This is a genomic window from uncultured Gemella sp. (assembly GCF_963525875.1).
Taxonomy (GTDB): Bacteria; Bacillota; Bacilli; order Staphylococcales; family Gemellaceae; genus Gemella.
In genome coordinates this window covers 59,524-85,576 of the sequence record NZ_CAURMG010000002.1, presented here as the reverse complement: position 1 = coordinate 85,576, position 26,053 = coordinate 59,524, and the positions used below count along the sequence as shown (strand labels likewise).

The window sequence follows — 26,053 nt, the reverse complement described above, 5'->3', positions numbered from 1 at the left end:
GAAGAAACCTCATCAAAGCACATATAATAAGGTAAACTTTTAGGTCTTTCTAAAGATTTAGCTAGATCACATTGTATTCTTAACACAGTATTAGTAGATACAGTACAAGACTCAGCTATTTCCTTTGAAGTATTCTCTTTAGATAACCTTTTAATAATACTAGCTCTTAGAATTTTAGATGTATTAGAATGCTTCCTAACTTCAGTAGTTCCAGCTGTGAGGGATTTGTGACAATCTTTACATATAAAGCGTTGTTTATTTAAGTACAAGATGGCTGATTTGTCAAAGATTAAGGGAATTTTAACCTTTACTTTTCTATAACCGTTATTAGTTATCTCACATTTTCCGCAATGAGGGCAAGAGCTAGATGAAGCTTCCAATACTCCGTAATAAACTAAATGTATACAGCCATTTATTTCAATTTCCTCTGTTTTATCTAGAATTTTTATATTTCTGTCAGTTATTTGTAGCGTTGTTTTAAGAGATTTGCTATAATTACACATATGAATGTAAATTCCTTTTTTGATTTTTTGCTCATACTTAAATTATAAAGGAATTTTACATTCTTTTCTATTTTTTTATAAATTTAAATACGGCTGATATTTATTATCAACCGTATTTATTATAGACCCGAATAAACACCGTAGAATTTCTTTTTGTTATAGACGAAATATTTTTTTCAGTCTAGAATCTAATTGATTTATAGTATTAGTTACTTGGTTATATTCAAAAAAATTATTATTTTTCTGAATATAATGATAATGTGAGATTTTTTAGTTTTTGATTGTATTATTATAAAGAAAAAGGTAAATAAAATAAAAAAATTACGTTATTTAAACTTATCTATTCAGTTGATAGAAGTGTTGAAAAACCACTTGTATTAATATAATATAGTAGATGTGATGTAATAAAAAATAATAAAATAAATTTACAATTATGGAGAAAGAGTATGAAAAATATATTTAGTAAAAAAGAAGTGTTTTCAATAAGAAAATTTAGCATGGGAGTAGCATCAGTAATGATAGCGACAAGTTTATTGGTGTCACCACAAACTAATCTATATGTTTCAAAAGCAAAAGAAAATATAGAGGTGCAAGTTAATAAGGATATCAAGGTAAGCATTATAGAAAAAAATGGAGGGGCAGAAGTAGAATTAACAGCTACAAAAGACCTAACTGATGTAGATGTAAACGTAACGTTAAATGGGACTAGGGTGGCTTCATATCATATTGCTAGTATAAAAGTAGGAGAAAAAATACTAAAAGAAGTAACAAAAAATCAGTTAGAAGCAATAAAAAAACTAATAGTAAATGGTCAAAAAACTTTACCAAATACTGCAATAGTGGAAAGAAGTACTTCGCAAACAATATCAATTGGAGGGAATAACTTAAGAGTGGAGGTAAAATATCATGTAGAAGATAATTCAGTACCCGAAGCTAAACCAACAAAATCAGTTGGAGATTCAGAACAACCAAAATCCGAAGTAAAACCAACACCAGAGAAGCTAGCAGAACCTAAGGAGGAAAAGCTGAAACCAGAAGTACAGCCAGAAAAAACGATAGAAAAACCGAATACACCAAATCCAGATGTAAACCCAGAACAACCAAAACCAGAGGTGAAACCGGACAAACCAGAAATAAAACCAGCACCAGAAGTTAAACCTAACCCTGAAGTGAAACCAGAACAACCAGTACCAGAAGTTAAACCTAACCCTGAAGTGAAACCAGAACAACCAGCACCAGAAGTTAAACCTAACCCTGAAGTGAAACCGGAACAACCAGCACCAGAAGTTAAACCTAGCCCTGAAGTGAAACCGGAACAACCAGCACGAGAAGTTAAACCTAGCCCCGAAGCGAAACCGGAACAACCGAAATCAGAGGTGAATCCGAAGCAACCGACCCCGGAGAAACCAACTCTAGAGAAGCCAGTAGAATCTAAAGAGAAAAAAGATGAAGAAGTAATCTTTAGTGATCCAAATTTAAAAAAATTAATCAATAAAAATATAAGCAGTGGAAGATCTGATGATCAAAAGATAACCAGAAAAGAACTGGAATCTTTAGAAGAAATTAGTTTAAGAGATGAAAAAAATAATTCAATACTAAAAACTACATCTCTAAAAGATACTTCAGAGTTTAAGTTTGTTCAAACACATGGTATAAAAGATTTATCAGGATTGGAAAATGCAGTTAATCTTAAAAAATTAGATCTGAATGAAAATGAAATAAGCGATTTATCTCCACTTTCTAAATTGAATAAATTAATAAAATTATCATTAATTAGAAACAGAATTTCAGATTTACGACCTTTATCAGAATTAACAAATTTAGAATACTTAGACTTATATGCTAACAAGATAGAGGACATTTCACCTTTAGAAAAACTTACTAATTTAAAACATTTAGACCTTCATAATAATAATGACCAAACAGGTGATCCAGTTCATCCAACTATTAGTGGAGGAATAAAAGATATTTCAGTGGTGAAAAATCTTACTAAATTGGAAATGTTATCACTTGGAAGTAATAATATTTCAGACATAATTCCAATTAAAAATCTTTCTAATATAAAAGATTTAGTATTAGGTGGAAATCATATTAGTGACTATTCGGGACTAGAACAGTATATTGCTGATAGAGTAGCTAAACAACAGGAAGGTGAAGGTAGTGTTAGTTTCGCTGGTCAAAGAATAAATTACGATAAAACTATTGATGTATCTGGTTCAACAGTTTCTGTAGAGAGTCCATTTAAAGGTATAAATGAATTAGGCGAAAAATTAGCGAAAGTATTCGAAAGTGACGAACCTATTAATCTATTCTCAGAAGTTACTACTAATGTGGATGGAGTAAGTGTTACTTATAATTCAGCAACATCAAAATTTGATTTTACATTTACAGAGGAATTCCTCAATAAAAATCAAGGTAAAGTAGTTCCAATCGATTTGAAATTAAAATCTGAGGACTATGCATGGAGTGTAAAAAATATAAAATTAAATGTAGCTGAAAAAGAAAAATTTAAGGATAAAGTATTAGCGGCAAAATTTAAAGGGAAAGATTTAACTAAAATAACTGAATTAATTAATCTTTATGGTGTTAAAGATTTATCAGGAATAGAAAACTTGATGAATTTGACAAAACTTGAAATTAATGGAGAACACAATGATATCAGAGATATATCTTCAATAGCAAATTTAACTAAGTTGGAAGAATTATCTTTAGAAAATGTAAAAATTAAAGATATATCAGCATTGAGTAAATTAACTAATTTGAGAATTTTAAATATAGCTGGGCCTTTTGTTGATCCAGAATATTCAGATGCACAAAACCCAGATGATTATTTTATAAAAAATATTGAGGCGTTAAAGAACCTAACGAATCTTGAAACACTGAGTATTGCTAATAGAGGTATAACAGACATAAATGCGTTATCTGGATTAACAAAATTAAATGACGTTATACTTTCTGGAAATAGTATAACTGATATAAGTGCATTGAAAAATCTAAGTGAATTAAGTAATTTAGATTTAACTAGTAACAAGAACATTGAAGATATTTCAGTACTGAAAGATTTAACAAATTTAACGAATCTATGGTTAACGGAGAATAAAATTTCTTCTGTAGAAGCACTGAGAAACCTAACAAATCTTAAAAAACTATATATTAATGTTAATAAAATTTCTGATTTAACACCTTTATCAGGTTTAACTAAGTTAACACATTTAAGTTTAGGAGCGAATAATATTAAAGATGTAACAGCATTAAATAATCTTACTAATTTGACTTCATTAAGAGCTGCAGATAATAAAATTACTGATGTGAGTAATCTAACAAATTTAACAAAACTTACAGATTTAAATTTAAGTAATAACAGTATCCATGACTTTTCTCCACTAAATAGTTTAGATAAAATTAATAAAAAACGTGGATTTGCAAAACAAATAGAAGAAGTAGATATCACTAATAAGGAATTTACACTTTCTATTGCTAAAAATTTTGACGGTAGTGAAATTAGTTTAGATACTAATGGTGATGGTACATTGAAGCTTTATGAGGTAGTTAATAAAAAAGGGAAAAATCAACCTAAGGTAAACGATGAAACTGAAGAGTTAGTACCAATACATAATCAGTATACAATTACACAAAAAGATGGTAAGTATATTTTGCCGGATAATATTGAAAATGGTTTGTATGCAGTTCAATGGTTTAAATCTTATCAACAATGGGGAACATTTATTTTGAATGTTCACTTGTCGAAAGAAACAGTTAAAAAACCAACAGATACAGTAGAGTTATCGTCAACAGATAAAGTGCTATATAGAACATTATTAAACGATTGGAGTAAATTTAATAAAAAATATAAAAATTTAACAGATAAAGCTAATTCAGAGCACGTAGTTAATAAAAAACCTACATCAATTCCAAAACCAAATTCTGAAGCGGATTTTCACGTGAGTGATTTTGAAAAATTACGAGTATTTGATGCTAATGGAGAGGTTAAATTAGGAAATACATCTGTAAATATTCCAGTTACTGATGAATTGATTAGCTCTTTAGAAAATGCAAGTAATTTGGAAGAATTTAAAGTTCTTGCTAAGAAAGATGAAGTTAGAAAAATCAAAGATTTTACATTCTTGAAAAAATTAACTGAGTTGAAATTATTCTATTATACAAATCAAAATAAAACGAAAGAAAAAGTAGATGTTACTAATTTAGATTTAACATCGAATAGTAAGTTGGAAGATGTTCGTGTAGGACAAGGTAATTTACAAAATCTTAATTTTATTAATGGGTTAAACTTGAAAAATCTAGATGTAGAAGATAATGAGATAAATGACATTTCTTCTCTTAGAAATATGACTAGTCTTACAGAATTACATTTAGACAATAATAAACTTAATAATGACAATGTGTCAGACATAGCAAGACTTGTTAATCTAAAAACATTATATTTGAAAAATAATAAAGATATTAGTGATATCAATGCTCTTGAAAGCTTAAAAAATATTGAAGCGTTAGAGTTGAAAAACATGAATATTACTGATTTAAGTGTGCTTAAAAAATTACCAAATTTACGACGTCTAGTAATTGATGGAAATCCTTTAGATAAGGAATACATGGACATAATAAAAGAATTAAATATTAACACTGGATATTTAGGAGAAATTACAAAAGAAGATTTTGAGTGGTTAAAACAGTATGCAAGTAGAAATACAATGGCGGATGCTACTCTAAATGAGAATAAACAACGGGAATTTACATTTACAAAATTGCCGATAACAGTTGAAGTTAAGAAATCACAAATAAAAAATCGAAAAGTAACTATAGAAAATCCGCTAAAAGATTGGGAAAATTCAGGAGCTTTACTAGATAGTGCAAAAGACGCACCAAGTGGTATGGAAATTTCGGAGGATGGTTCAAATATTACATTTGATGTTACAAATAATGAAGAACAAACTTATAAGTATGATATCAATATAGAAGATTATAATCATGAATTTGAAGGTCGACCTGCAAATATTCATGGAACTGTTGAACTGAAATTGAAGATAGTACCAGAGGTGAAATCGGAACAACCAAAACCAGATGAACATAAAGAAGAGAAAACTAAAAAATTAGTTGTTGATGATATCTCTGTAATAAACAAAAATCAACCAGTATTAGATAAGTTAACATTTACATTCGTTAATAAGAAAAATACTAATGAAGTTATAGACAAAGTTGTCGATAAATCTGTAGTTAGTGATGTAGAACTTACTAAAGATGAAGTTTATACAGTCACTTTAAATGACAATGAAAAATATCAAATGGATGAAATTGCCGTTGTAGCTAGAGAGAATGAAGAAGGATATACTGTTTTGTATAATGCTAAAACTAATGAAGTGATAGAAAGCATAGAAGTACAAAGAGTAGAAAAAGAAGCTGCTTTAGGAGAGGATGATATAGATACATTGAATCAAATTACTGCAAAAGTAGTTGATAGTACTGGTAAAGCGATAGGTAATGCACCACTTAGATTGTTTGAATTTGATGGAGGAATTCCGAATATAGTAAAACAAGACAAAACAGGTGAAGATGGAACATTAACGTTCAAATCAAATCAACTTAAACCTAATAAAAAATATGAATTAAGAATTGAAAAAAGAGATACTGCATTTAATAGAGAAAGTGTAATATTCCAAACGAATGAAGATAAAGATATAATAAGTATCGATAATAAAATTATAATGCCAGAAACTACAGGGATAATCGAATTTAAAGAAGAAAGAAAAGATGACAAGGAGATTAAAACTGTTAAATCATACTATAAAGTAGTAGATGAAAATGGTAATCCTGTTGAGAATGTTGAATTATCAGTTAATGGAATTAGAACTAAAATAACGACTTTAAAAAATGCTCGTTCAAATAAAGACGGTATAGTCGAGTTAGCTTTAGAGGAAAAAGTAAATGGTGTAGATTACATAGTAAATGTTTCTAAAAATGATCAATTTAATTGGGAATTCAAACCAGACTCAGTTAACTTAAACGTATCAGAAAACGGAGTTATAACATATAGTGGCTCAGAAGGGAAATATAGTCTTACAGATTATAATGGAACTAAGATTCCTGTGTTTGTTGTAAAAAGAGTTGATTTAAATTATTTGAAAACAGACTTGACTAATAAGATTAAAGAAGCGGAAGAAGAGTTAGAAAAAGCACCTAACAAAGAATTAAATGATATTGTTAATTCAGCAAAAGAAGAATTAGCAAAACCGGAAACTTTACCAATTTATGTTAAAGGTTATATAGATAATTTAACAACAGCTTTAAATAAAATTAAAAAATCAAAAATTGATAAAAAAACAGTCAAAAAAGGTGAAATTCCAGAGATTCTAGTAAGAAATGGGAGAGAGCCAGAATTACGTGAAATTACTTTTGAGTTTGTAAATAAACAAGATCCTATGGATAAAGTTGAGATAACTAGTAGTAATGGAAGTTTAACTAATATAGAATTAACTGTTGGTGCAGAGTACATTATTAAGGTAAAAGGAGAAAATGATCAAGTATTACCTGGTAGTTTGGAAATTAAAGAGGAAGATGGAAACTTTGTACCTTACAAAGTAGGAACTGATGAATTTTATGATTCTATAGATTTAAGTGAATAAAAATGAAGAAGTTCTTAAATTATATTTAATAATAGTAAAACTTAAAAAATTAATTACCAGAGATTTAGAAATGAAGAGTGTTATCTAGATAATTAAAAGAACAGTTTATAGTTCTTGATGATAAAGATGAACTTAAAAATTATAGATAATCAAAATAGGAATCTAGATTAAGGAGAAAGAAAATGAAAAATATATTTGGTAAAAGAGAAGTATTTTCAATAAGAAAATTTAGTATGGGAGCAGCATCAGTAATGATAGCGGCAAGTTTACTTGTATCGCCACAAACTAATCTACATGTTTCAAAAGCAAAAGAAAATATAGAGGTGCAAGTTAATAAGGATATTAAGGTAAGCATTATAGAAAAAAATGGAGGGGCAAAAGTAGAATTAATAGCTACAAAAGACCTAACTGATGTAGATGTAAATGTAATGTTAAATGGGGCTAGGGTGGTTTCATATCATATCGCTAGTATAAAAGCAGGTCAAAAAATAGAAAAAGAAGTAACAAAAGAACAGTTAGAAGCGATAAAACAATTAATAGCAAGCGGTCAAAAAACGTTACCTAATACAGCAATAGTAGAAAAAGTTGTCTCAAAAACAATTAATATAGCAGGCGATAATCTAAGAGTAGATGTTAAATATCATGTAGAAGAAGAACTGGCAACAGAAAAACTAGAGATAAAACCAGAACAACCGAAACCAAAGGTAAAACCAGATAAACCAGAAGGAACTCCAGCGCTAGGAGAGCAACCAACAAAACCGGTTGAAACACCAGAACAACCAAAACCGGAGGTAAAACCTGACAAACCAGAAATAAAACCAGCACCAGAAGTTAAACCTAACCCTGAAGTGAAACCGGAGCAGCCAAAATCAGAGGTAAAACCGGATAAACCAGAAGGAAAGCTAACTCCAGAACATAAAGAAGAAAACTTTAAAGAAGATTTGAGTAAAACACGTGCTGAACTTAAAAAATTAATAAGTAGAGAACTTAGAACTGAAAAAGGCTATATAGCCAACGAAGGTAATCAACCAGCTAATAATGCTTGGATAGATGCTAAAACAGAAGCAGAAAAAGTACTTAAAAATTCAAACGCTACTAAAGAACAATTGGAAGCAGCTATTTCAAACTTAATAGAAAAAACTAATGCGGCTATTGTTGGAAGTGAAAAAACAAAAGTTAAAAAACTAATTGTTTCTTCAAATAAAGATAATGAAGATAAGTTAAAGTTACGAGCAGAGTTAAATAGAGCGAAAACTATCGAAGAAGTTAATGCTGTTGCTGAAAAAGTAGGAGGGAAGGTAACTCCTACTGGTGGAAATAATACGGAAACAAAACCTGAAAAAACAGAAGGGAGCAACTCAGGAACAGCTCCAGAAAAACCAGAAGTCCCAGGAGAAACTAAGCCGGATAATCCGAAAAATGAGTCAACTCCAGAAAAACCAAAAACAGAAGATGGTAATATAGTAGCTATTAAAGAAGCAATAGTTACAAAAAATTTATCAGGTAAAGGTGGATTATTATTATTTGATGTAGAAGTTAAAAATACAGATGTAAACAAAGTAGGACTCGTTGCTTATCGAGATGGTGTAAAAACAGAGAATGTAACAATAGATAAATTTTTAACTGAGTCAACTAATAAAGTGAGCTACACTATTACTGTTCCAAAAAATGAAACTAATAAAGATGTTAAATATAAATTTGTAGTAACTGTAGATGGTGTAGAAACAAATAAATATTTAGAAAAGATGCAAGAAGCCTTTGTAGAGGAAGCTAAAATATCAAATTATTCACTAGAAAATGAAGTTCTTCAAGGTGGAGGAGAAGGAAGCCTAGTTTTAAAAGGCAATAATTTGACAACTAATAATGTAAAAATCAGAGTATTCGATGCTGATTCAATAGAAGAAAATACTACACTAACAAATAAAGTGGTATATGAAAAACGTAATAATGATCTTGTAGCGAGAATTAATTTCCCAGAAAATACTACAAATATTTCAAAATCATATAAAGTGAAAATATATCAAAATGGTAAAGAAGTCAACATCACTACGTTAGAAGGAAGAGACAGACGCGATAAACCTACGTTTACAGTAGTTGGAAAAGATCAAGATAGTACAAAACCAGTATTATCAAATTTAACAATTACTTCATATAGAACAAGTGGGACTGGTGCTGTGAATGACGGGGTAGAAAAAACTGAAACAACTGTAGCATCGAATCAGGTTAGTAAAAAAACTGAAGTTCACCTTTACGGAGCTAATTTGAATGAAGTAAAAACAAAAGTTAAGATAGTTGACCAAAATGGAGTAGAGTGGCCTATAGAAGGAGCTGAGAGTGATCTTATTAAAATGGTTCTTGCAGGTAAGAGTGGTGTAAATAATGGTATTCTTGGAAATGGAACATTCCAAATTGCTGAAATAATTTTACCAGGTAATTTAAAAGAGAATATGAAATTCACTTATACTTTTGCGGTGGATGGAACAAATTTTGATACAACTCATAAAGTACACGCTATTGTTGAAAAAACAGGCGGACAAGTAAATCCAGTGGTAAAAACTATAACACTTAAATATCAAGATGAAACTGGTAAAAAGATTGCTGAAGATAAAGTATTAAAAGCATATAGTCACTTCCCAGTTTCAGTAGGAAAAGCTGACTTAACAGGGTATACATTTGTTAAAGTAAAAGATATTAGTGCACTTAATGATAGAATTGGAGAAAAAACAGAAATAACATATGTATATAAGAATTCTAATGGTGATTCAATGACGGCAGAAAAACCAAAAGTTGAAGATTCAAATAACGGAACACAGCCAGTGGTTAATGAAGATGTTAGAAAATTAAAAGAACAACTACAGAATCTTGTAGCAAAAGACCTAAGAACTGAATCTAATTATAAAATGCAAGGAACTGGGGAAGAAACTGCTTGGTTGAATTCAAGAAATAATGCTGAAAAAATACTATCTAAGGCTGATGCTGATAAAAATGAATTAGAGATAAGAATTAATAAATTATCTGCAGCTATAAAAACGCTTGAGGAAGCAAATGCTCAGAAAAATAGTAGTTCTGTAGAAGTAACTCCTCCAAATAATAATTCAACTTCTATGACTGAGGAACTAGAAGAAGTCAAAAAAGAAGCTAAGAGTAGGGTTTTAAATTCTGAATTTATTCAAGATAAGAATAAATATATTAAGAGAATTAAAGAAGCAATGACAGTAGAAGCTTTAAGAGCACTGATATCAGAAATAGATAATTTAAATAATAACGAAGGGAAAGAATCTGCAACTGAAGAGAATATTGTAGAATCTGCTGAACAGTTAAAATCTAAATTACAAAAGTTAGTAGATAATGATTTAAGAAAAAATGAAAAATTTTCTCAAGCTACACTAGAATTGCAAACTGAATATAAAAAAGCAAGAGCCTTAGCGAATAAGTTATTGAATAACGATGCATCTAAAGAACAATTAAAAGAACAAATTAAGGTGTTAGAAACTGCAGCTAAGAAAATTTTAGGATAATATAAAATAACGACTGGAACAAAAGTGTTCTAGTCGTTATTTTTATCTAAAATTAACAAGCCTTAAGATTTTATCGTAATAAGTATAATGATTTTCTAAAATGTCTTTCTCTTCTTTAACAAGCTCAGGTTCATCGGTAATGATACCATTTGCGGGGCTTTGTAAATATTTAGTAATTAGTGCTGAATCATTTATTGTCCAAACAAAAACTTTTTTATTTTGCTTTTTAGCTTGTTCTACAAGACGATCTCTATAAGAGAAATCTTCTATTACGAAAAAGTCGACGTTACTTTGGTGGAAGTTTCCAAACTGTAGTGGGATAACATAACCAGTTTCTAAGTTTGGTGCTTTTGTTTCTAATTCTTCCATTACTTTAGGGTTTAATGACATGAATTTATAGTTTTCAAGTTTCAATCTTTTAACCTCATTAATCAATATATCGATATAATTTGATGGTTCTGCGCCATGAGGTTTTAGTTCGATCACAAGCTTTATGTTTAATTCTTTCGCTTTATTTACAAATTCCTCTAATGATGGAATTTTACTAGTATAATCACCTTGTTTGATTGTTAAACCTACTACTTCATCAAAATTCATATCTTGAACATGTTTATTAATACCAGCGAGTCTTTTTAGGTTAAAGTCATGCATAACAACAAATTTATTATCTTTTGTTAGTATAATATCAAATTCAACGTAATCAGCACCTACTTTTGCAGCACCGTCAAGAGCTTCAATTGAATTCTCTACACCTTTAGCGACATATCCGCGATGAGCTATTGTTTCAATATTTTTATTAACTTCATTCCCATATATATTAAAACCATTGATAATTGTTGCGATTATTATAATGATAGTTGTAAAGATTATTACAAAGCTTGATTTTTTCTTGTTTTCATTAAGATTATTAACTAGTTCTTCTGATATTTCATTATGATTGATAAGAATTGTAATTAGTGAGGTGATTACCGTTATTTTTGAGATAACTCCTAGAAAGAAAACTAGCGCACTAATTGATGAGAAAAATAGAGTTTGAACAAGAGGGTTACTTCCGTCATTATCGAAGTATATACAAATAAATGTAATTATAGTCGTTAGAATTCCAGCTATTATTAGATATATAATTTCAAATAAACCTATAGTAAATACTAATTTTCTTTTACCAGTTTTTGTAAGTTCCCAACTTCTTTTTATACTGTCTAGTATTTTTTCATCACCTACAGCAGTTAATGGAAGGGTGAAAATTAGTCTAAGATTTATATAAGCCAGTATTAACATTATAAAACCCCAGATAATAAAACCGCTAGTAGTTTTCATTATTTCATTACTAATAAATTTTGGAATAAATAAATTCTTTGCAATAACAGGCTTAACCCCAAGATTGATAGTTGGTATTGTTATTAGGAAGTAAACTATAAAAAATAAAGTTTGAAAACCTGCTAGGTTTTTAGTTTTTTTCCAAGCGTTATTTAATATATTTTTAAATGAATATTGTCTATCAGTCAATTGCCCATAAATAGTAAAGGTTAGTATCGAAAACTCAATAAACATAAAGAATGCTACTATAAGTATTAATATATTTAATATTACAAAACTATATGGATTGGTTAATATGCTTAGAATATTATTCTTATCTAAATGTTCTTCACCGGCGAGGGTAAGGGCTAGTTGGAATATTTTGGAGATTATCCACAAACCACAGATTAAAATAAATTGAATGATAGCTGCAATTGAAATATAAGTGAATTTATAACGGTTAATGTTTTTTAATACATTAAAGAATAAATTTCTAATTGTAAAGTTCATGATAACCTCACTTTCTATAGTATTTTTATGCTACTAGATTATATCAAAAATAAGATTATGTAGCAAGAAATTGGAGAAGTAAAGAAAATTTTAAAAATAAAAAGGTAACGTTACTTTTTTCTCTTGACAAACATTCTTAAGTGGGTTAAAATAAAAAAGTAACGTTACCATTATGTTTTGGTAACTGTTAAATGTCATTATATATAAGAAAAATAATATAAAGGAGAAATGGCTATGGACTTAAAAAAAGTTATAACAGAAGTTGTTGAACATAGTGGTGGTGAAGAAAACTTACGCTCTGTTGTTCACTGTGCAACCCGTCTTCGTTTAGAATTAAACGATGAAAAAAAATATAATAAAGAAAAATTAGAAGATATCGAAGGTGTTAAAGGTGTATTCTTTAACAATGGTCAACTTCAATTAATCTTCGGAAGTGGTCTTGTTCAACAAGTGTACGCTAAGTACAATGAGGTATACAAAGGTGGAGCTTCTAGTGAAGAAGAAGGTGAGAAATCTGCTTCTAAAAAACCAAAAGGAAATCCACTACAACGTTTTGTAAAAATGTTAAGTGATATTTTCGTTCCAATTATTCCAGCGATTGTTGCTGGTGGTCTTTTAATGGGGATTAATAACGTATTAACAGCTAAAGATTTATTCTACACTGGTAAATCAGTTATTGAAGCTAACCCAGGTATCGCAGGTCTTGCAGATATGGTTAACGTATTCGCTAATGCACCGTTCGTATTTCTACCTGTATTAATTGGTTTCTCTGCTACTAAGCGTTTTGGTGGTAACCCATATCTAGGGGCTGCTCTAGCTATGTTAATGGTTCACCCAGATGTAATGAACTTCTATACATTTGGTAAATTAGATCCATCTACAAACCAACTTCTTGCACCAGCTTTAGATATCGTAAACCAAAGTGGTCAAGCAGTTGATGGTCTACAAAGACTTACATCTCTTCAATACTGGGATGTATTCGGATTTAAGATTGCAAAAGTAGGATATCAAGGAACTGTATTACCAATTCTTGCAGCTGCGTGGTTATTAGCTACAATCGAAAAATTCCTACGTCGTGTAACTCCTTCATGGTTAGATAACTTAACTACACCGTTAGTTTCATTATTCGTAACTGGATTTGTAACATTTGCATGGATGGGACCTGTACTTCGTGAAGCTGGTACATTATTAGGGCAAGGATTACAATGGTTATATATGCAAGGTGGATTCGCTGGAGCAGCAATCTTCGGTCTGTTCTACGCGCCAATTGTAATTACTGGATTACACCAAAGTTTCTCAGCTATTGAAACACAATTACTAGCTGCAACAGGATTAACATTTATCTTCCCAATCGCATCTATGTCTAACGTAGCACAAGGTGCAGCGGTTCTTGCAGTATTAGTATTCTCTAAAAACACAAAAATGAAATCAATCTCATCAGCATCTGGAATTTCTGCATTATTAGGTATTACAGAGCCAGCTATGTTCGGGGTTAACTTAAGACTTAGATATCCATTCTACGGGGCTATTGCAGGAAGTGCGGTAGGAAGTGCTTGGATTGGATTAAATAAAGTATTTGCATCAGCATTAGGAGCAGCTGGTCTTCCAGGATTCTTATCAATCCCTGCAAATCACTGGTCAACATTTGGTATTGGTTTAGCATTATCATTCATCGTTTCATTCTCAGTAACAGCATACTTCTTCAAAACTAAGAAGGAACTTGTAAATGCTAGCTAATAACTGGAAACAAAATCTTCATTTAGAACCTACTAAAGGTTGGCTAAACGATCCGAATGGATTAGCTTACTTTAAAGGTAAATATCATATTTTTCACCAATATTCTTATGAAGTAGAAGGTGGATTAAAACTATGGTATTACTATACTAGTAGTGATCTAAAAAATTATGAAGATCGTGGCGTATTTCTTACACCAACTATAGAAGAAGAAAAAAGTGGTGTTTATTCAGGAAGTGCCAACATAGAAGATGGAAAACTAGTCTTCTACTACACAGGAAATGTGAAATATAAAGGGGATTATGACTACGTTCATGTGGGGCGTGGTCATAATACCATATCTTTTGAAACGGAAGATGGAATTAATTTTACTGAGAAAAAATGTCTGTTAACGACAGATGATTATCCTAATATGTCAAATCATGTTAGAGATCCAAAAATATTTGAAAAAAATGGAAAAAACTATCTAGTTCTTGGAGCTAGAGATAGCAATGATTACGGTTGTTTATTAGTATTTGATAAGGATACTCTTAAACCGTATAAAACAATCTATTCAGAAAAAAATCTAGGATTCATGTGGGAATGCCCTGATTATTTTGAAGTAGATGGAAAAGAAATATTTATGTTTTCACCACAAGGAATTACAAGAATGTATCCTAATTATGAAAATATGTATCAAATTGGATATTCTGTAGTTGAAGAGGGAATTGAAAATGTAGATAAATTAGATAACTTTACATTATTAGATTACGGACATGATTTTTATGCATCGCAAACATTTTTAGATGAAGATGATAATCGTGTACTAATCGGTTGGATGTATGTTCCAGACAGTAGTTATACTAATCCAACTACGAAGTTTGGTTATCAAAACTGTTTAACTGTTCCACGTGTAGTAAATTATAAAGATGGTAAAGTTAGACAAACTTTACACAAATCGGTGAAAGATTTATTAGGTAACGATATTAAAACTAATGACTTTAACAAAAATACATGGTATTATAAACAAGAACATGGCGATAAGTTTGAAATTAGCGTAGCTGATTTTAAAGTAAGCTATGATAATAAAGAATTAAAAGTATCTTTTGGAACTAGTGGTTATGGAAGAAATGATAGAAAATACAAACTGGATTTAGAAAATGTGGAAATAGTATTTGATAGTTCATCAATTGAATTATTTGCTAATGATGGATCATTTGCACTTTCTACAAGATTTTATCCGGAAAATCATAATGTAAAAATTACAGCTGCTAATTATTTAGCAAAAGAACTTGGAGCAATCGAAATTAGAGAGGAGAACTAAAATGGCAGTTTTATGTATAGGAGAAATGCTAATTGACTTTATTGGAGAAGGTGTAGGAACAATCGATAAAGTAAAATCGTTTAAAAAAGAGGCTGGTGGATGTGTAGCTAACGTGGCTTGCGTTGCACAAAAACTGGGGCATAAGAGTTATTTATTAACATCACTTGGGCAAGATGGTTTTGGTGATTTTCTAGAAAATACTTTAAAAAATGAAAATGTTGACTGCAAATATGTAAGTCGTAAAGCTGATAGTTTTACACCATTAGCATTTGTTTCTTTAGATGAAACTGGGGACCGTTCATTTAGTTTTTACTTTAAAGGCTCATCAACATTAAGAATTAGTAAGGAAGATGTAGAAAAAGTTGACTTATCTGAGATTGAAGCAATTCACTTTGCAAGTATTGCTATTCAAGAAGAATCAAAAGATAGCCATCACCTATTACTAAAAAAAGCTAAAGAAGCTGGTGTGCTAATTTCTTTTGATGTTAACTTACGTTTCAATCTTTGGGATGATCACAAGGTATATCTTGAAACTATTAAAGAATTCTTACCTTATGTTGATGTAATTAAAGTTGCCGATAATGAATTAGAATTTCTAACTGGAACTACTAATATAGAAGAAGCATTGAAAAAAGACTTTAGCCACATGAAAGTTGTTCTTTATACTAAAGGAGAACATGGGGCTGAAGTATATTATAATGATTACAAGGTAGTGACAGAAATACCTGATATAAAAGCTGTTGATACTACTGGAGCTGGGGATGCTTTTGCTGGTTCATTCTTATCGAAACTATTAAATCATGAAAATATTAATAATATTTCAGAAGAAGAGCTGTCAGCTATGGCAACATTTGCGACTAACTACGCTAGTTTAACAACTACAAAAACAGGTGCAATTTCAAGTTACTTAACAGAAGAAGAATATAATAGTTTAATATAAGTTTTCAAAAATAAGTCCTAATTAGGGCTTATTTTTTATACTATATAAATCTCATTAAATATATAATAATATTTTTTTGAGAAATTCTTAGTAAATCTTTATAGTTTATAGAATTTATAGTTTTAAATGAATATTATTATATCTATTTTATGTTTTAGAATATATAAAATATAAAATAAAAGTTAGGATTCTCACTATATATACATATTAAAATTAAAAAATAATTATTCAAATATTGTTTTAAAACTGTTATAATGTATTTATAGAAATACAAAAATAGGGGGATATTCATGGAGAAATATTCGTTAAGAAATAACTTCTTGGGGGAAGTTGTTGGTTCATTTATTTTAGTACTCTTTGGAACGGGTTCTGTTGCTGCTGCAGTATTATATGATGCGCATCAAAGTTTATTCCAAATAGGAATGTTGTGGGCATTTGCGGTTACTTTTGGTATTTATATGACTAGAAACCTTAGCAATGCACATTTTAATCCAGCTGTGTCGATAGCTATGGTGCTTACAGGAAGAATGAGTGCTAAAAGATTACCAACATATATTGCAGGGCAATTCATCGGAGCATTACTAGGATCATTAGTAATGTATGGAATTTATAGCTCATCTATAGCTCAGTTTGAAGCTAAAAAGAATATAGTACGTGGAACATTTGAATCAGTAGCTACGGCGAAGATGTTCGGGGAGTATTATAATCAACCTGGGAGCTATAATATATCTATGCCTTTAGCAATTTTTGTAGAAGCATTAGGAACGTTTTTATTAGTTTTAATTATATTTTTATTTACAGAAGGGGCGAATGTTGGTAGACCAAATGATAATATGGCACCGATTCAAATCGGTTTAACAGTAGGGTCGTTGTTATGTCTATTAGCACCTATAACACAAGCAGGAATGAATCCTACACGTGACTTTGCGCCGCGTTTGGTAGCATGGATATTCGGTTGGGGGTCTTGGTCATTTCCTGATTCAAATGGTGGTTTCTTCTGGGTTTATATACTAGGACCAATAGTTGGTGGAGTATTAGCTGGATACTTCTTTACAAAAATTTTAGAACCAGCATTGAAAAAACAAAAAGAATTAACTAAATAATATAATAAGATTCGAGGAGAAAAGAATTATGACAAACAAAACAGATTTAATTTTAGTAGGTGGATTTTTAGGAGCTGGGAAAACTAGTCTTCTATGGGAAGTTGCGAAGCGTTTAAATGAAAAAGGTCGTAAAGTTGGATTAATTACAAATGACCAAGCGAGTGAACTAGTTGATACTTCATTTTTAGAAACTAACAATGACATCGTAGAAGAAGTTAGTGGAAGTTGTTTCTGCTGTAATTTTGGAGGGTTTGCTGATGCGATTGCTCATCTTCAAGAAGCGAATAATAGCGATATTATTTTAGCAGAACCAGTAGGAAGTTGTACTGATTTATCAGCGACTATTATGCAACCTCTTAAAGAAAAATATAATGAAAAAGTTAACTTAAAACAGCTTACAGCACTGGCTGATCCAACACGTTTAAAAGCAGTTCTAAAGGATCATTCAAATCCTGGAGATTATATTATTTATAAACAGTTCGAAGAAGCGGATGTTATCTTAATTAACAAAATTGAATTATTATCTGAAGAAGAATTAGCTGATTTAGTAGAGAAAACTAAAAAAGAATTTAATAATGAAAATGTTCTAACTGCAAGTGTTAAAACTGGAGAAGGTTTAGACGAGTGGTTTGATTACATTATTAATAGTGAAAAAGAAGTAGGAAGAAGAATTGTAGAAGTAGACTATGATACATATGCTGATGGCGAAGCATTATTCGGATGGTTAAATGGAACGTACGCTATTGAAAAAGAAGAATCTTTTGAAACATTAGCTACTGCATTCTTAGCGAATTTAGGAGAAAGATTCGATTCATTAAATCTAAATGTAGGTCATGTGAAGTTCCTTCTACAAGGTAAAAAAGATGGATTAGTAGGGAACATTGTAGGTAAGAAAGAAACTGCAACACTACGTAAATTAGACAATGCTAGTGATAAAGTGTTTCTTACAGTCAACGCACGTGTAGAAGTTCATCCAGATAAATTAGTTGAAATCGTAAAAGAAGAAGTTGAACGTGTGTTTAAAGTAGTTGGGTATAAAGAAGAAACTTTAAATGCTTTAATCCCTGGACGTCCAAATCCAACATTCCGATACAGAGAAATTGTTAAACTATAATTATAGAAAAAAATAAACTTCTATGATAGAATAAAGAATAAGTGATAGTTGCTTGAATCATTTGATTCGAGCAACTATTTAATATAAAGGAATGGTGATGAAATGAATAGTAATATCAAAATAAGATTATCAGTTGATAACTTTTATGATAATATTTCCAAAAATAAACAAAAGACAAAAATTGATCCTAAACAACTAAGTAAATCGTTAGGTTATGATGAAAAAATTATTAATGAATTTCCTGATGAAATTAATATGGGACTTTCTTGCGGAAATCCAATTAATCACTTGAAAATTAAGGAAGGACAATCTTTAATCGACTTAGGATGTGGAGCAGGGATGGATATTTTCATAACAAAGATGAAAAATCCAAAAGTTGGTACACTTTACGGTTTGGATAGATTGGATTCTATGTTAGAAAAAGCAAGAAAAGTTCGTGATAATAAGAAGTTCGATAATATTGAATTTATTAAAGGTGAACTAATTAATATTCCATTAGAAAATGAATCTGTTGATAGAGTTATTAGTAACTGTGTTATCAACCTTGAACCGGATAAACAAAAAGTATACGACGAAATTCATCGTATTTTAAAGGAAGATGGAATGTTTGTAATATCTGATATTATCTTAAAAAAAGATTTACCATCAGAGTGGAAAAATTCTAGAAAGATGCACTGTACTTGAGTGGCAGGCGCTCTTCTGGAAGAAGAGATAGTAGAAATAATTAAAAAAGCAGGATTTACTAAGTTCCAAATCATTAATTCTGATGTAACGGACGAATATGCAGAAAAATGGGGCTATGGAAAAGGAATGAAAGACTACATTCAAAGTGGCTTGTTAATAGGAAAAAAGTAAATATTTTTTTATAACTTATTAATTAAAAATATATAAATTTGAATTTAACTGTTATTTCAATATCTATTTAGATAGGATTTGTAGATGTCTTCAATTTTAAATAGATGATTTATTATAATAGGTATTTTAGTTGTTTTAAATAATAAAAAATTTAAAATGATTTTATTTTTTTGACATTGTCTAGTAAAATGATGTAAAATATATGTGTAAATGGGAAAGTGGAATTATAGACTAAAATATTAGAGTGTCTATGTATTGAAGTTTATTAATTATTGAAGTTTAACATATTAAGTTTTTATAAGAAAGACTTCTAGTTAAGAGTAATATATTTTTAAAATTAAAAAAATTGTTTAAACTTAATTTTAGTTTGTGTATATATAATAGACTTATATTAGAAAAATAACATAAAAATAAAGTTAGGAGTGAAAGTCAATGAGGTTATTATTAGCCGAGGACGAAAAAGACTTAGCAGATGCTCTTGAAGCAATGTTAAAACATAATCATTACTCAGTTGATGTGGTTAATAATGGACAAGATGCATTAGATTATCTAATGTTAGATGAATATGATGGTGCTATTCTTGATGTTATGATGCCACAAATGGACGGAGTAACAGTTGTAAAAAAATTAAGAGAAAACAAAAAAAGTACGCCTGTATTATTACTTACGGCTAAATCAGAAATCGAAGATAAAGTATATGGTTTAGACAGTGGGGCAGATGACTATCTAACAAAACCTTTTGTTACTAAAGAGTTATTAGCTAGAGTACGTTCAATGACAAGAAGACAAGCTACATTTACTAGTAATGTATTAGAATTAGGAAATGTAAGTTTAAGTAAACATACATTTGAGTTAGCTACAGAAAAGGATAAAGTAAGATTATCTAACAAAGAATACCAAATGATGGAAATGTTGATGAGAAATCCGGGAAATGTAATTCAAACTGAACATTTTTTAGAAAAAATCTGGGGTTATGACAGTGATTCTGAAATTAACGTAGTGTGGGTTAATATTTCGTATTTAAGAAAGAAATTAAAAGCTTTAGATGCTAATGTCCACATCAAAGCTACTAGAAATGTAGGATATACCCTGGAGATGCTAAATGTTTAAGAGTCTCAGGAAGAAATTCGTAATAACGGCTGTAGGTAGCGTAGCTGTAGTAATAACTGTTCTAGCAGTAGCATTAAATATTATTAACTTTAATAAACTTGAAGAGAGAATTGATAATACATTAATAGACGCCTCTAAATCGCAGGCTCTAACAAAAATCTTTATAGAAGATGGTGATGATTTAGTAATCACGAAAAATTCATCAAGTCCGACAGACTACAATGGTTTTTCGATTGCTAAGGTTGATAATTTTGGTAAAATAATAAAGGAATATCGTGATGACACATTGATACCAGACCATGACGCCTTACAAAACAAAGTATTTCAAGCTATAGAAAAAAGTGGGACTAGCGGGTTTATCGGTAGTTATAGATACTTAAAAGTTAAAACCGAAGTAGGAAACTTAATTTTATTTCTAAACTGTCAGCGTGAATTAGATTCATTTGAATCATTCGCTAGAAATAGTGTTTTAATGTGTATTGTTGTAGTAGTGTCAGTATTATTATTAATAATTTTAATATCTAAAAGAGTTATTGCTCCAATACAACAAAGCTATATAAAACAAAAACAATTCATAACAGATGCCAGTCATGAGTTAAAAACTCCATTAGCTATAATTAGCTCTAATGCGGATGTATTAGAAATGGAGAATGGAGACTCTAAGTGGACAAATAATATTCATAACCAAGTAAATCGTCTAACAAGCTTAGTAAATAGCTTAGTAGTGTTTAGTAGAATGGAAGAAAAAGATACCGTTGAACGAGTGCATTTTGATTTGTCAGATGCGTTGAAATCAAGAATCGAGGATTTCAGAGAGTTAGCAGATTTTCAAAAAAGATATCTAATCACTGATATTGATGCGAATTTAAGTTATTATGGTGAACAAGCATCGATAGTTCAACTTATGGATATACTATTAGAAAATGCTATTAAATACGCGCCTGAAGGTGGCGATATACTAATAACACTTAAGAAGAATAGAAGAAATGCAATAATGAAGATTTCTAATAAAGCTGATGTTAAGAAAGGTGATTTAAGTAAAGTTTTTGATCGTTTCTATCGTTTAGATGAGTCAAGAAATAGTGCCATTAAAGGCTATGGTATAGGATTATCTATGGCACAGCTTATCGTCGAAAAACATAAAGAAACTATTAGAGCATATGCACCTGAAGATGGAATCTTTAAAATAGAAATGCGTTTTTCACTAGATGAAAGATATTAATTAGAAATAGTCTTCCAAGCCATTAGGTTTGGGGGATTATTTTTTATTGTGAAGTGAAATGTAACTATATGATAAAGTATTATAGAAATTTGTAATTCACAAGAAAAATGCTATAATATACTTAATAAATGGAAATATATTAAAGTTTAATAAGATTAAAAAGGGGATTAGCTTTATATATGAATGGATGTAAAGGAGAAAAAATGATGTTTGATGTATTTTTTGATTTTTTAATTGGAGTTCTTGATGATGCGAAAAAATCACTAAAGAAGTTGAATAAAATTCATAGAATTATAGCAGTAATTTTTTATTGTGTTGAGGTAATAACGCTTTTAATTATCGCTATGCTAACGATTGATGACTATCAAATTACAAGAGGGATATTATATTTATTCGGTTTATTCATTTTCGTATCCTTGTGCCATATATTATTTTATAAAAAATATCTTGATAGAAATAAAAATTTAGATAAAGATACAAGCTTGGATAATAAAAGTTTCTAAATAGTGGACTTTAAAGAATATCATTTCAGGCATAAAATTTGTTAATTTAGGTAAATTACTATATATTATGAGAACGTTTTATGTTATAATTAATTAAGGGGAAAATCCTTGAGTTTATAAAAGGAGGGGTTTATTATGAAACCATTCAATAGAAGAGTAGAGAAAGTTTTAGCATGGATTGCTAATGTTATTTTAATAGTTTTAACGGCAGTTTTAACGTATGGATCATTCTTTAAAATTTCAGTTTTAAAAGATAATCAAGAATTTTTAAATCTTTTTAAACAAGAAATTGCTAAAAATCCTAACGGGATAAATTTATCAGCTGAACAAATAATCGACTATACGATCCAAGGACTAAAAATGTATTCAGTTCTATTAATCGTATTAGTTGTAGTTGCATTATTAGCGACATTCTTAATGAAAAAACGTATTTTATCAGCAATACTTTTCTTATTATTAGCAATAGTAGTAGCTGTTAGTACAGCGGGATTATTAGTACCTGTATATATCTTCTACTTCATCGTAGCGATTATGCTATTTGTTAGAAAAGAAAGACCTGAAGAATATCAAGAAACAGTTAATTATCTGTAAGAATAAACTTGAGAATGCTTTAGATTACTAAATTTTAAAAAGGTAAATGTGTATGTTAAGTAATATATTAGTGTTTTGTCAAATATTAATAGTTTTATATAGTTTCTATATAAATTTTAAAAATTCAAAGTATATGAAAAGATCTAATTGGATCAATAGCATGCAGTGTTATGTATTTTTAGGCATGATTATTGATAAAATAGATAATGTCTATACAAAAGTAATTGTTACATTTGTGATGCTTTTAATTTTAATAAATGAATTAAATACATTAAAAATATTAAATAATAAAGACACAGAATTAGTAGTAGAAAAGATATAAATATATTGAAGAGTAATATCTTAATTTTTGAAAATGAATAAGTTTATAGAGTAACTTTATTGTAGTGATTTCTAAATCATGATTTTAAGGTTGCTCTTAATTTTTATTATCATTAGGGATATTCAATGTATAAAAATTTTTATCTAGAAAATAGATAATCAAATTTTAATAAATTGCAATATTGTGGTATAATTTATACAGATGAATAATGAAGGATTTATTATGAAAAAATATAATTATAATGAAAGATTAATAGAAAAATTAAATATTATTCCTTTTATAGAAAAATATAATTTTAGTAATGAGAGCTATAATACGGCTATTTTTTGTGCTTTAAGTTCTTTGTACAGCCACAGTGCTAGGTTCGAACATATCGAGTCGAAGTCAATATTACTGGGAGATTATTATAGTTTTGAGTATTATAGTTTACTAAAAGACGATTTAGATAAGTTAAGTACTTTGACTGAAACTATGCGAGTTGGGTATTTTCAAATTCTTACTAAGAGAATGACTGAGGAAGAGTTTTATTTAAGTATAATAAAGACATGGTTTAATTTTTACAATATTGAGTTTCAAGAATTTGATAGTAAAGCGGTGGTCTTTATATAAGATTAATGGAGAATAGAATGTTAAAACAGTATGAAATTCTGGTGCAAGATGTATTAGAAGATATTTTTGATATTACTAGAAGTGAAGATGATAAACTAAATGAAATTATCAAGAAGTATTTTCTAAATGGAGGTAAAAGGGTAAGGGTATTACTTTTACTTATGTGTGCTAAATTAGGAAATTTTGAATTGAATAAAAAAGATATAATTCGAATGGCTAGCATAGTAGAAATTATTCATACTGCGAGTCTGATTCATGATGATATTATTGATAATGCTGAGATAAGACGTGGAAGTGTTACAATGAACAAACTGCATGGAGATGAGTTTGCTCTTCGTGTTGGAGACTATCTTTTTGCGGTAGTTTTAAGAGAGGTTGCTAGATTTGATGATGAAAGAGTTCATTATTATTTAGCAGATACGCTTAAAGAGCTTTGTATTGGTGAACTAATCCAAGAAGATGGTTTATATAATATTAATACTCGTAGATTAGATTATTTAAAGAAAATTAAGAGAAAAACAGCGATATTAATTGCTTTTGCTTGTGTAGCTGGTAGTATTGTTTCTAAAGCTTCTGATGAAAATATCAAAAGTGCATTTTCGTATGGTTATTACCTAGGAATGAGCTATCAAATTATTGATGATTACTTAGATTTCGCAGGTGGAGCTGAGAATCTTGGGAAAGAAGTGGGGCAGGATTTAATGAATGGGAATATTACCTTACCAGCCCTACTTGCAAAAGAGAAAAATTCTGAGTTATTTAGTGACTTTACTAGAGATACTACCGATGAAGAAAAGGAAGAAATAATTAATTTTATTAAAAATGATGAAGAGATTTTGATGAATACTTTAAATATAAGTAGAAGATATTTAGAAAAAGCTCAGATTAGTATAGAGAATTTAAACCCTAATGTGAAAAGTGAATTAACTTTTATAATGAATAAATTAGCAAGGAGAGAAAATTAGATGAATTTACAAAAATTTTTAGAGGAATTAAAAAATATTGATCTTTATGGATTAGATAGAGAGCAACAAGAGGAGTTTAGAACAGTACTTTTAGATAATGGTTTATTTGAAGAGTGTTTAGAATTATCTAGAGTTATTTATGAACAAAATAGAGAAGAAGATACAGCAATTGAGGGATATGTACATAACTTACTATATTTAGATAGAAAAGATGACGCATTAGTAGTATTATATAATTCTCCAAAAACTCCAGCGATTTTATATCAAGAGGGATTGATTTATTTAGAAGATGAGTTATATGAGATTGCAGAAGATAAGTTTTTATCAGCTAGAGCTGGAACAGATTTTAATGAGGCAATTCGTGCTATTGATAAAGAGTTAGTAGGTATTTATTTAGCGACCGGAAGAGAAGATAAGGCTAAAAGTTTAAGTGAAAGAATTTTCCATGAAGAACCTACTCTAGAAAATTTCCAAACTGCATTTGATAATTTATTTGCTTTGGGATTGTTTGAAGAGGCGATTAACTTCTATAATGAGCATGGACGAGGCTATGAGGATGCAAGTATTCTATTCTCTTTAGCATTCGCGTATAATCAAATTCAAAACTTAGAAAATTCTAAGATGAATTTATTAAAAACTATTGCTTTGGATCCAGATTTTACAGAGGCATACTTACATTTAGGGCATATGTCTAAGGGAGATGAAGCTAAGGGGTATTTAGAGAAGTATGTTGAGTTACAAGGAATGTCAATTAGTGGATATCTTCATTTGATTACGTTATATAAAGAAGATCAACAATATGATAATATTCGTACTCTTATGCAAGAGGTGTTAACGACTCAAGGTATTTCAGAAGAGACTTTATTTATTACAATCCACGCTCTTAAGTCATTATTTGAATATGATAAAATTTATGGTCTTTATAATGATAACGCAGAGATTAAAGAAGATCCGATTCTTTTAGGTGCGGCATTAAATGCATTATCTGAGGAAGAAGACTATATTGATTTTGTTGAAGAAGAAGTAGTTACTTATTTCCAAGTATTACATGATGATCCAACATATGTAGAAACATTAAGAAATGTGTATGACTTAACAGGTAGCGAACGAGTTCTTGATATTATTAATCATTTTGAACGTCATCACGGACCACACGGACATCATCATTAATATACTTAATACTTAGGTGAGCAATTTAAATATACAATGATAGGAGGTGT

The 26,053-nt window shown here is 29.6% G+C and carries 19 protein-coding genes; 17 read left to right on the top strand and 2 right to left on the bottom strand.

Annotation, left to right across the window (positions count from 1 at the left end):
* A partial coding sequence (locus RWQ73_RS00790; RefSeq protein WP_314406233.1) for a transposase family protein occupies nucleotides 1-503 on the bottom strand: 503 nt, incomplete at its 3' end.
* 446 nt (nucleotides 504-949) lie between these two features.
* On the opposite strand from RWQ73_RS00790, the gene RWQ73_RS00785 reads away from it, so the two are divergent.
* Both RWQ73_RS00785 and RWQ73_RS00780 read left to right on the top strand, forming a co-directional pair.
* On the top strand, nucleotides 950-7,138 hold the full coding sequence (locus RWQ73_RS00785; RefSeq protein ID WP_314406232.1) for a leucine-rich repeat domain-containing protein: 6,189 nt from the start codon (nucleotides 950-952) through the stop codon (nucleotides 7,136-7,138).
* Nucleotides 7,139-7,320: 182 nt separating this feature from the next.
* Nucleotides 7,321-10,656: a YSIRK-type signal peptide-containing protein gene (locus tag RWQ73_RS00780; RefSeq protein ID WP_314406231.1), complete on the top strand. Its 3,336-nt coding sequence runs from the start codon at nucleotides 7,321-7,323 to the stop codon at nucleotides 10,654-10,656.
* 42 nt (nucleotides 10,657-10,698) lie between these two features.
* On the opposite strand, the gene RWQ73_RS00775 is transcribed toward RWQ73_RS00780, so the two are convergent.
* Nucleotides 10,699-12,462, bottom strand: a complete 1,764-nt coding sequence (locus RWQ73_RS00775) for a glycerophosphodiester phosphodiesterase (RefSeq protein WP_314406230.1) — start codon at nucleotides 12,460-12,462, stop codon at nucleotides 10,699-10,701.
* Between the two features lie 234 nt (nucleotides 12,463-12,696).
* Between RWQ73_RS00775 and RWQ73_RS00770 the strand changes: the two genes are divergently transcribed.
* The 15 genes from RWQ73_RS00770 to RWQ73_RS00700 all read left to right on the top strand — a co-directional run bounded on the left by RWQ73_RS00770 (nucleotide 12,697) and on the right by RWQ73_RS00700 (nucleotide 26,003).
* Complete coding sequence (locus RWQ73_RS00770; protein ID WP_314406229.1) at nucleotides 12,697-14,199, top strand: sucrose-specific PTS transporter subunit IIBC; 1,503 nt, start codon at nucleotides 12,697-12,699, stop codon at nucleotides 14,197-14,199.
* Nucleotides 14,189-15,499: a glycoside hydrolase family 32 protein gene (locus RWQ73_RS00765; RefSeq protein WP_314406227.1), complete on the top strand. Its 1,311-nt coding sequence runs from the start codon at nucleotides 14,189-14,191 to the stop codon at nucleotides 15,497-15,499. Before RWQ73_RS00770 ends, RWQ73_RS00765 begins: the two co-directional genes overlap by 11 nt.
* A gap of 1 nt (nucleotide 15,500) precedes the next feature.
* Nucleotides 15,501-16,439, top strand: coding sequence for a carbohydrate kinase (locus tag RWQ73_RS00760; protein ID WP_314406226.1), 939 nt, complete (start codon nucleotides 15,501-15,503; stop codon nucleotides 16,437-16,439).
* Nucleotides 16,440-16,729: 290 nt separating this feature from the next.
* Nucleotides 16,730-17,542, top strand: coding sequence for an MIP/aquaporin family protein (locus RWQ73_RS00755; protein ID WP_314406225.1), 813 nt, complete (start codon nucleotides 16,730-16,732; stop codon nucleotides 17,540-17,542).
* Between the two features lie 28 nt (nucleotides 17,543-17,570).
* Nucleotides 17,571-18,656 carry a GTP-binding protein gene (locus tag RWQ73_RS00750; protein WP_314406224.1) on the top strand — a complete coding sequence of 362 codons (1,086 nt, stop codon included), beginning with the start codon at nucleotides 17,571-17,573 and terminating at the stop codon, nucleotides 18,654-18,656.
* Nucleotides 18,657-18,758: 102 nt separating this feature from the next.
* Nucleotides 18,759-19,340 carry a methyltransferase domain-containing protein gene (locus tag RWQ73_RS00745; protein ID WP_314406222.1) on the top strand — a complete coding sequence of 194 codons (582 nt, stop codon included), beginning with the start codon at nucleotides 18,759-18,761 and terminating at the stop codon, nucleotides 19,338-19,340.
* The gene (locus tag RWQ73_RS00740) at nucleotides 19,341-19,511 is read left to right on the top strand and encodes a methyltransferase (RefSeq protein WP_314084807.1); all 171 of its coding nucleotides are present in this window, start codon (nucleotides 19,341-19,343) and stop codon (nucleotides 19,509-19,511) included.
* A gap of 432 nt (nucleotides 19,512-19,943) precedes the next feature.
* Entirely contained in the window at nucleotides 19,944-20,621 is a 678-nt protein-coding gene (locus tag RWQ73_RS00735; protein WP_314084804.1) for a response regulator transcription factor, read from the top strand.
* Nucleotides 20,614-21,843 (top strand): HAMP domain-containing sensor histidine kinase, encoded by a 1,230-nt coding sequence (locus tag RWQ73_RS00730; protein ID WP_314406220.1) that lies wholly within the window; start codon nucleotides 20,614-20,616, stop codon nucleotides 21,841-21,843. The genes RWQ73_RS00735 and RWQ73_RS00730 overlap by 8 nt, the downstream gene beginning before the upstream one ends.
* A gap of 179 nt (nucleotides 21,844-22,022) precedes the next feature.
* Nucleotides 22,023-22,346, top strand: coding sequence for a hypothetical protein (locus RWQ73_RS00725; RefSeq protein ID WP_314406218.1), 324 nt, complete (start codon nucleotides 22,023-22,025; stop codon nucleotides 22,344-22,346).
* Nucleotides 22,347-22,481: 135 nt separating this feature from the next.
* A complete protein-coding gene (locus tag RWQ73_RS00720) occupies nucleotides 22,482-22,937 on the top strand; it encodes a DUF4064 domain-containing protein (protein ID WP_314406216.1) in 456 nt (151 codons plus the stop codon).
* Between the two features lie 160 nt (nucleotides 22,938-23,097).
* Entirely contained in the window at nucleotides 23,098-23,259 is a 162-nt protein-coding gene (locus RWQ73_RS00715; protein WP_314406214.1) for a hypothetical protein, read from the top strand.
* Nucleotides 23,260-23,481: 222 nt separating this feature from the next.
* Nucleotides 23,482-23,868 (top strand): hypothetical protein, encoded by a 387-nt coding sequence (locus RWQ73_RS00710; RefSeq protein WP_314084790.1) that lies wholly within the window; start codon nucleotides 23,482-23,484, stop codon nucleotides 23,866-23,868.
* 17 nt (nucleotides 23,869-23,885) lie between these two features.
* On the top strand, nucleotides 23,886-24,833 hold the full coding sequence (locus RWQ73_RS00705) for a polyprenyl synthetase family protein (protein ID WP_314406211.1): 948 nt from the start codon (nucleotides 23,886-23,888) through the stop codon (nucleotides 24,831-24,833).
* Nucleotides 24,834-26,003 carry a slei family protein gene (locus RWQ73_RS00700; RefSeq protein WP_314406210.1) on the top strand — a complete coding sequence of 390 codons (1,170 nt, stop codon included), beginning with the start codon at nucleotides 24,834-24,836 and terminating at the stop codon, nucleotides 26,001-26,003.
* Nucleotides 26,004-26,053: the final 50 nt, after the last annotated feature.

Excerpts from the sequence above, each read along its gene's own strand:
- RWQ73_RS00785 (WP_314406232.1), top strand. The coding sequence starts at position 950 with ATGAAAAATATATTTAGTAAAAAAGAAGTGTTTTCAATAAGAAAATTT.
- RWQ73_RS00780 (WP_314406231.1), top strand. The coding sequence starts at position 7,321 with ATGAAAAATATATTTGGTAAAAGAGAAGTATTTTCAATAAGAAAATTT.
- RWQ73_RS00775 (WP_314406230.1), bottom strand. The coding sequence starts at position 12,462 with ATGAACTTTACAATTAGAAATTTATTCTTTAATGTATTAAAAAACATT.
- RWQ73_RS00770 (WP_314406229.1), top strand. The coding sequence starts at position 12,697 with ATGGACTTAAAAAAAGTTATAACAGAAGTTGTTGAACATAGTGGTGGT.
- RWQ73_RS00765 (WP_314406227.1), top strand. The coding sequence starts at position 14,189 with ATGCTAGCTAATAACTGGAAACAAAATCTTCATTTAGAACCTACTAAA.
- RWQ73_RS00760 (WP_314406226.1), top strand. The coding sequence starts at position 15,501 with ATGGCAGTTTTATGTATAGGAGAAATGCTAATTGACTTTATTGGAGAA.
- RWQ73_RS00755 (WP_314406225.1), top strand. The coding sequence starts at position 16,730 with ATGGAGAAATATTCGTTAAGAAATAACTTCTTGGGGGAAGTTGTTGGT.
- RWQ73_RS00750 (WP_314406224.1), top strand. The coding sequence starts at position 17,571 with ATGACAAACAAAACAGATTTAATTTTAGTAGGTGGATTTTTAGGAGCT.
- RWQ73_RS00745 (WP_314406222.1), top strand. The coding sequence starts at position 18,759 with ATGAATAGTAATATCAAAATAAGATTATCAGTTGATAACTTTTATGAT.
- RWQ73_RS00735 (WP_314084804.1), top strand. The coding sequence starts at position 19,944 with ATGAGGTTATTATTAGCCGAGGACGAAAAAGACTTAGCAGATGCTCTT.
- RWQ73_RS00730 (WP_314406220.1), top strand. The coding sequence starts at position 20,614 with ATGTTTAAGAGTCTCAGGAAGAAATTCGTAATAACGGCTGTAGGTAGC.
- RWQ73_RS00725 (WP_314406218.1), top strand. The coding sequence starts at position 22,023 with ATGAATGGATGTAAAGGAGAAAAAATGATGTTTGATGTATTTTTTGAT.
- RWQ73_RS00720 (WP_314406216.1), top strand. The coding sequence starts at position 22,482 with ATGAAACCATTCAATAGAAGAGTAGAGAAAGTTTTAGCATGGATTGCT.
- RWQ73_RS00715 (WP_314406214.1), top strand. The coding sequence starts at position 23,098 with ATGCAGTGTTATGTATTTTTAGGCATGATTATTGATAAAATAGATAAT.
- RWQ73_RS00710 (WP_314084790.1), top strand. The coding sequence starts at position 23,482 with ATGAAAAAATATAATTATAATGAAAGATTAATAGAAAAATTAAATATT.
- RWQ73_RS00705 (WP_314406211.1), top strand. The coding sequence starts at position 23,886 with ATGTTAAAACAGTATGAAATTCTGGTGCAAGATGTATTAGAAGATATT.
- RWQ73_RS00700 (WP_314406210.1), top strand. The coding sequence starts at position 24,834 with ATGAATTTACAAAAATTTTTAGAGGAATTAAAAAATATTGATCTTTAT.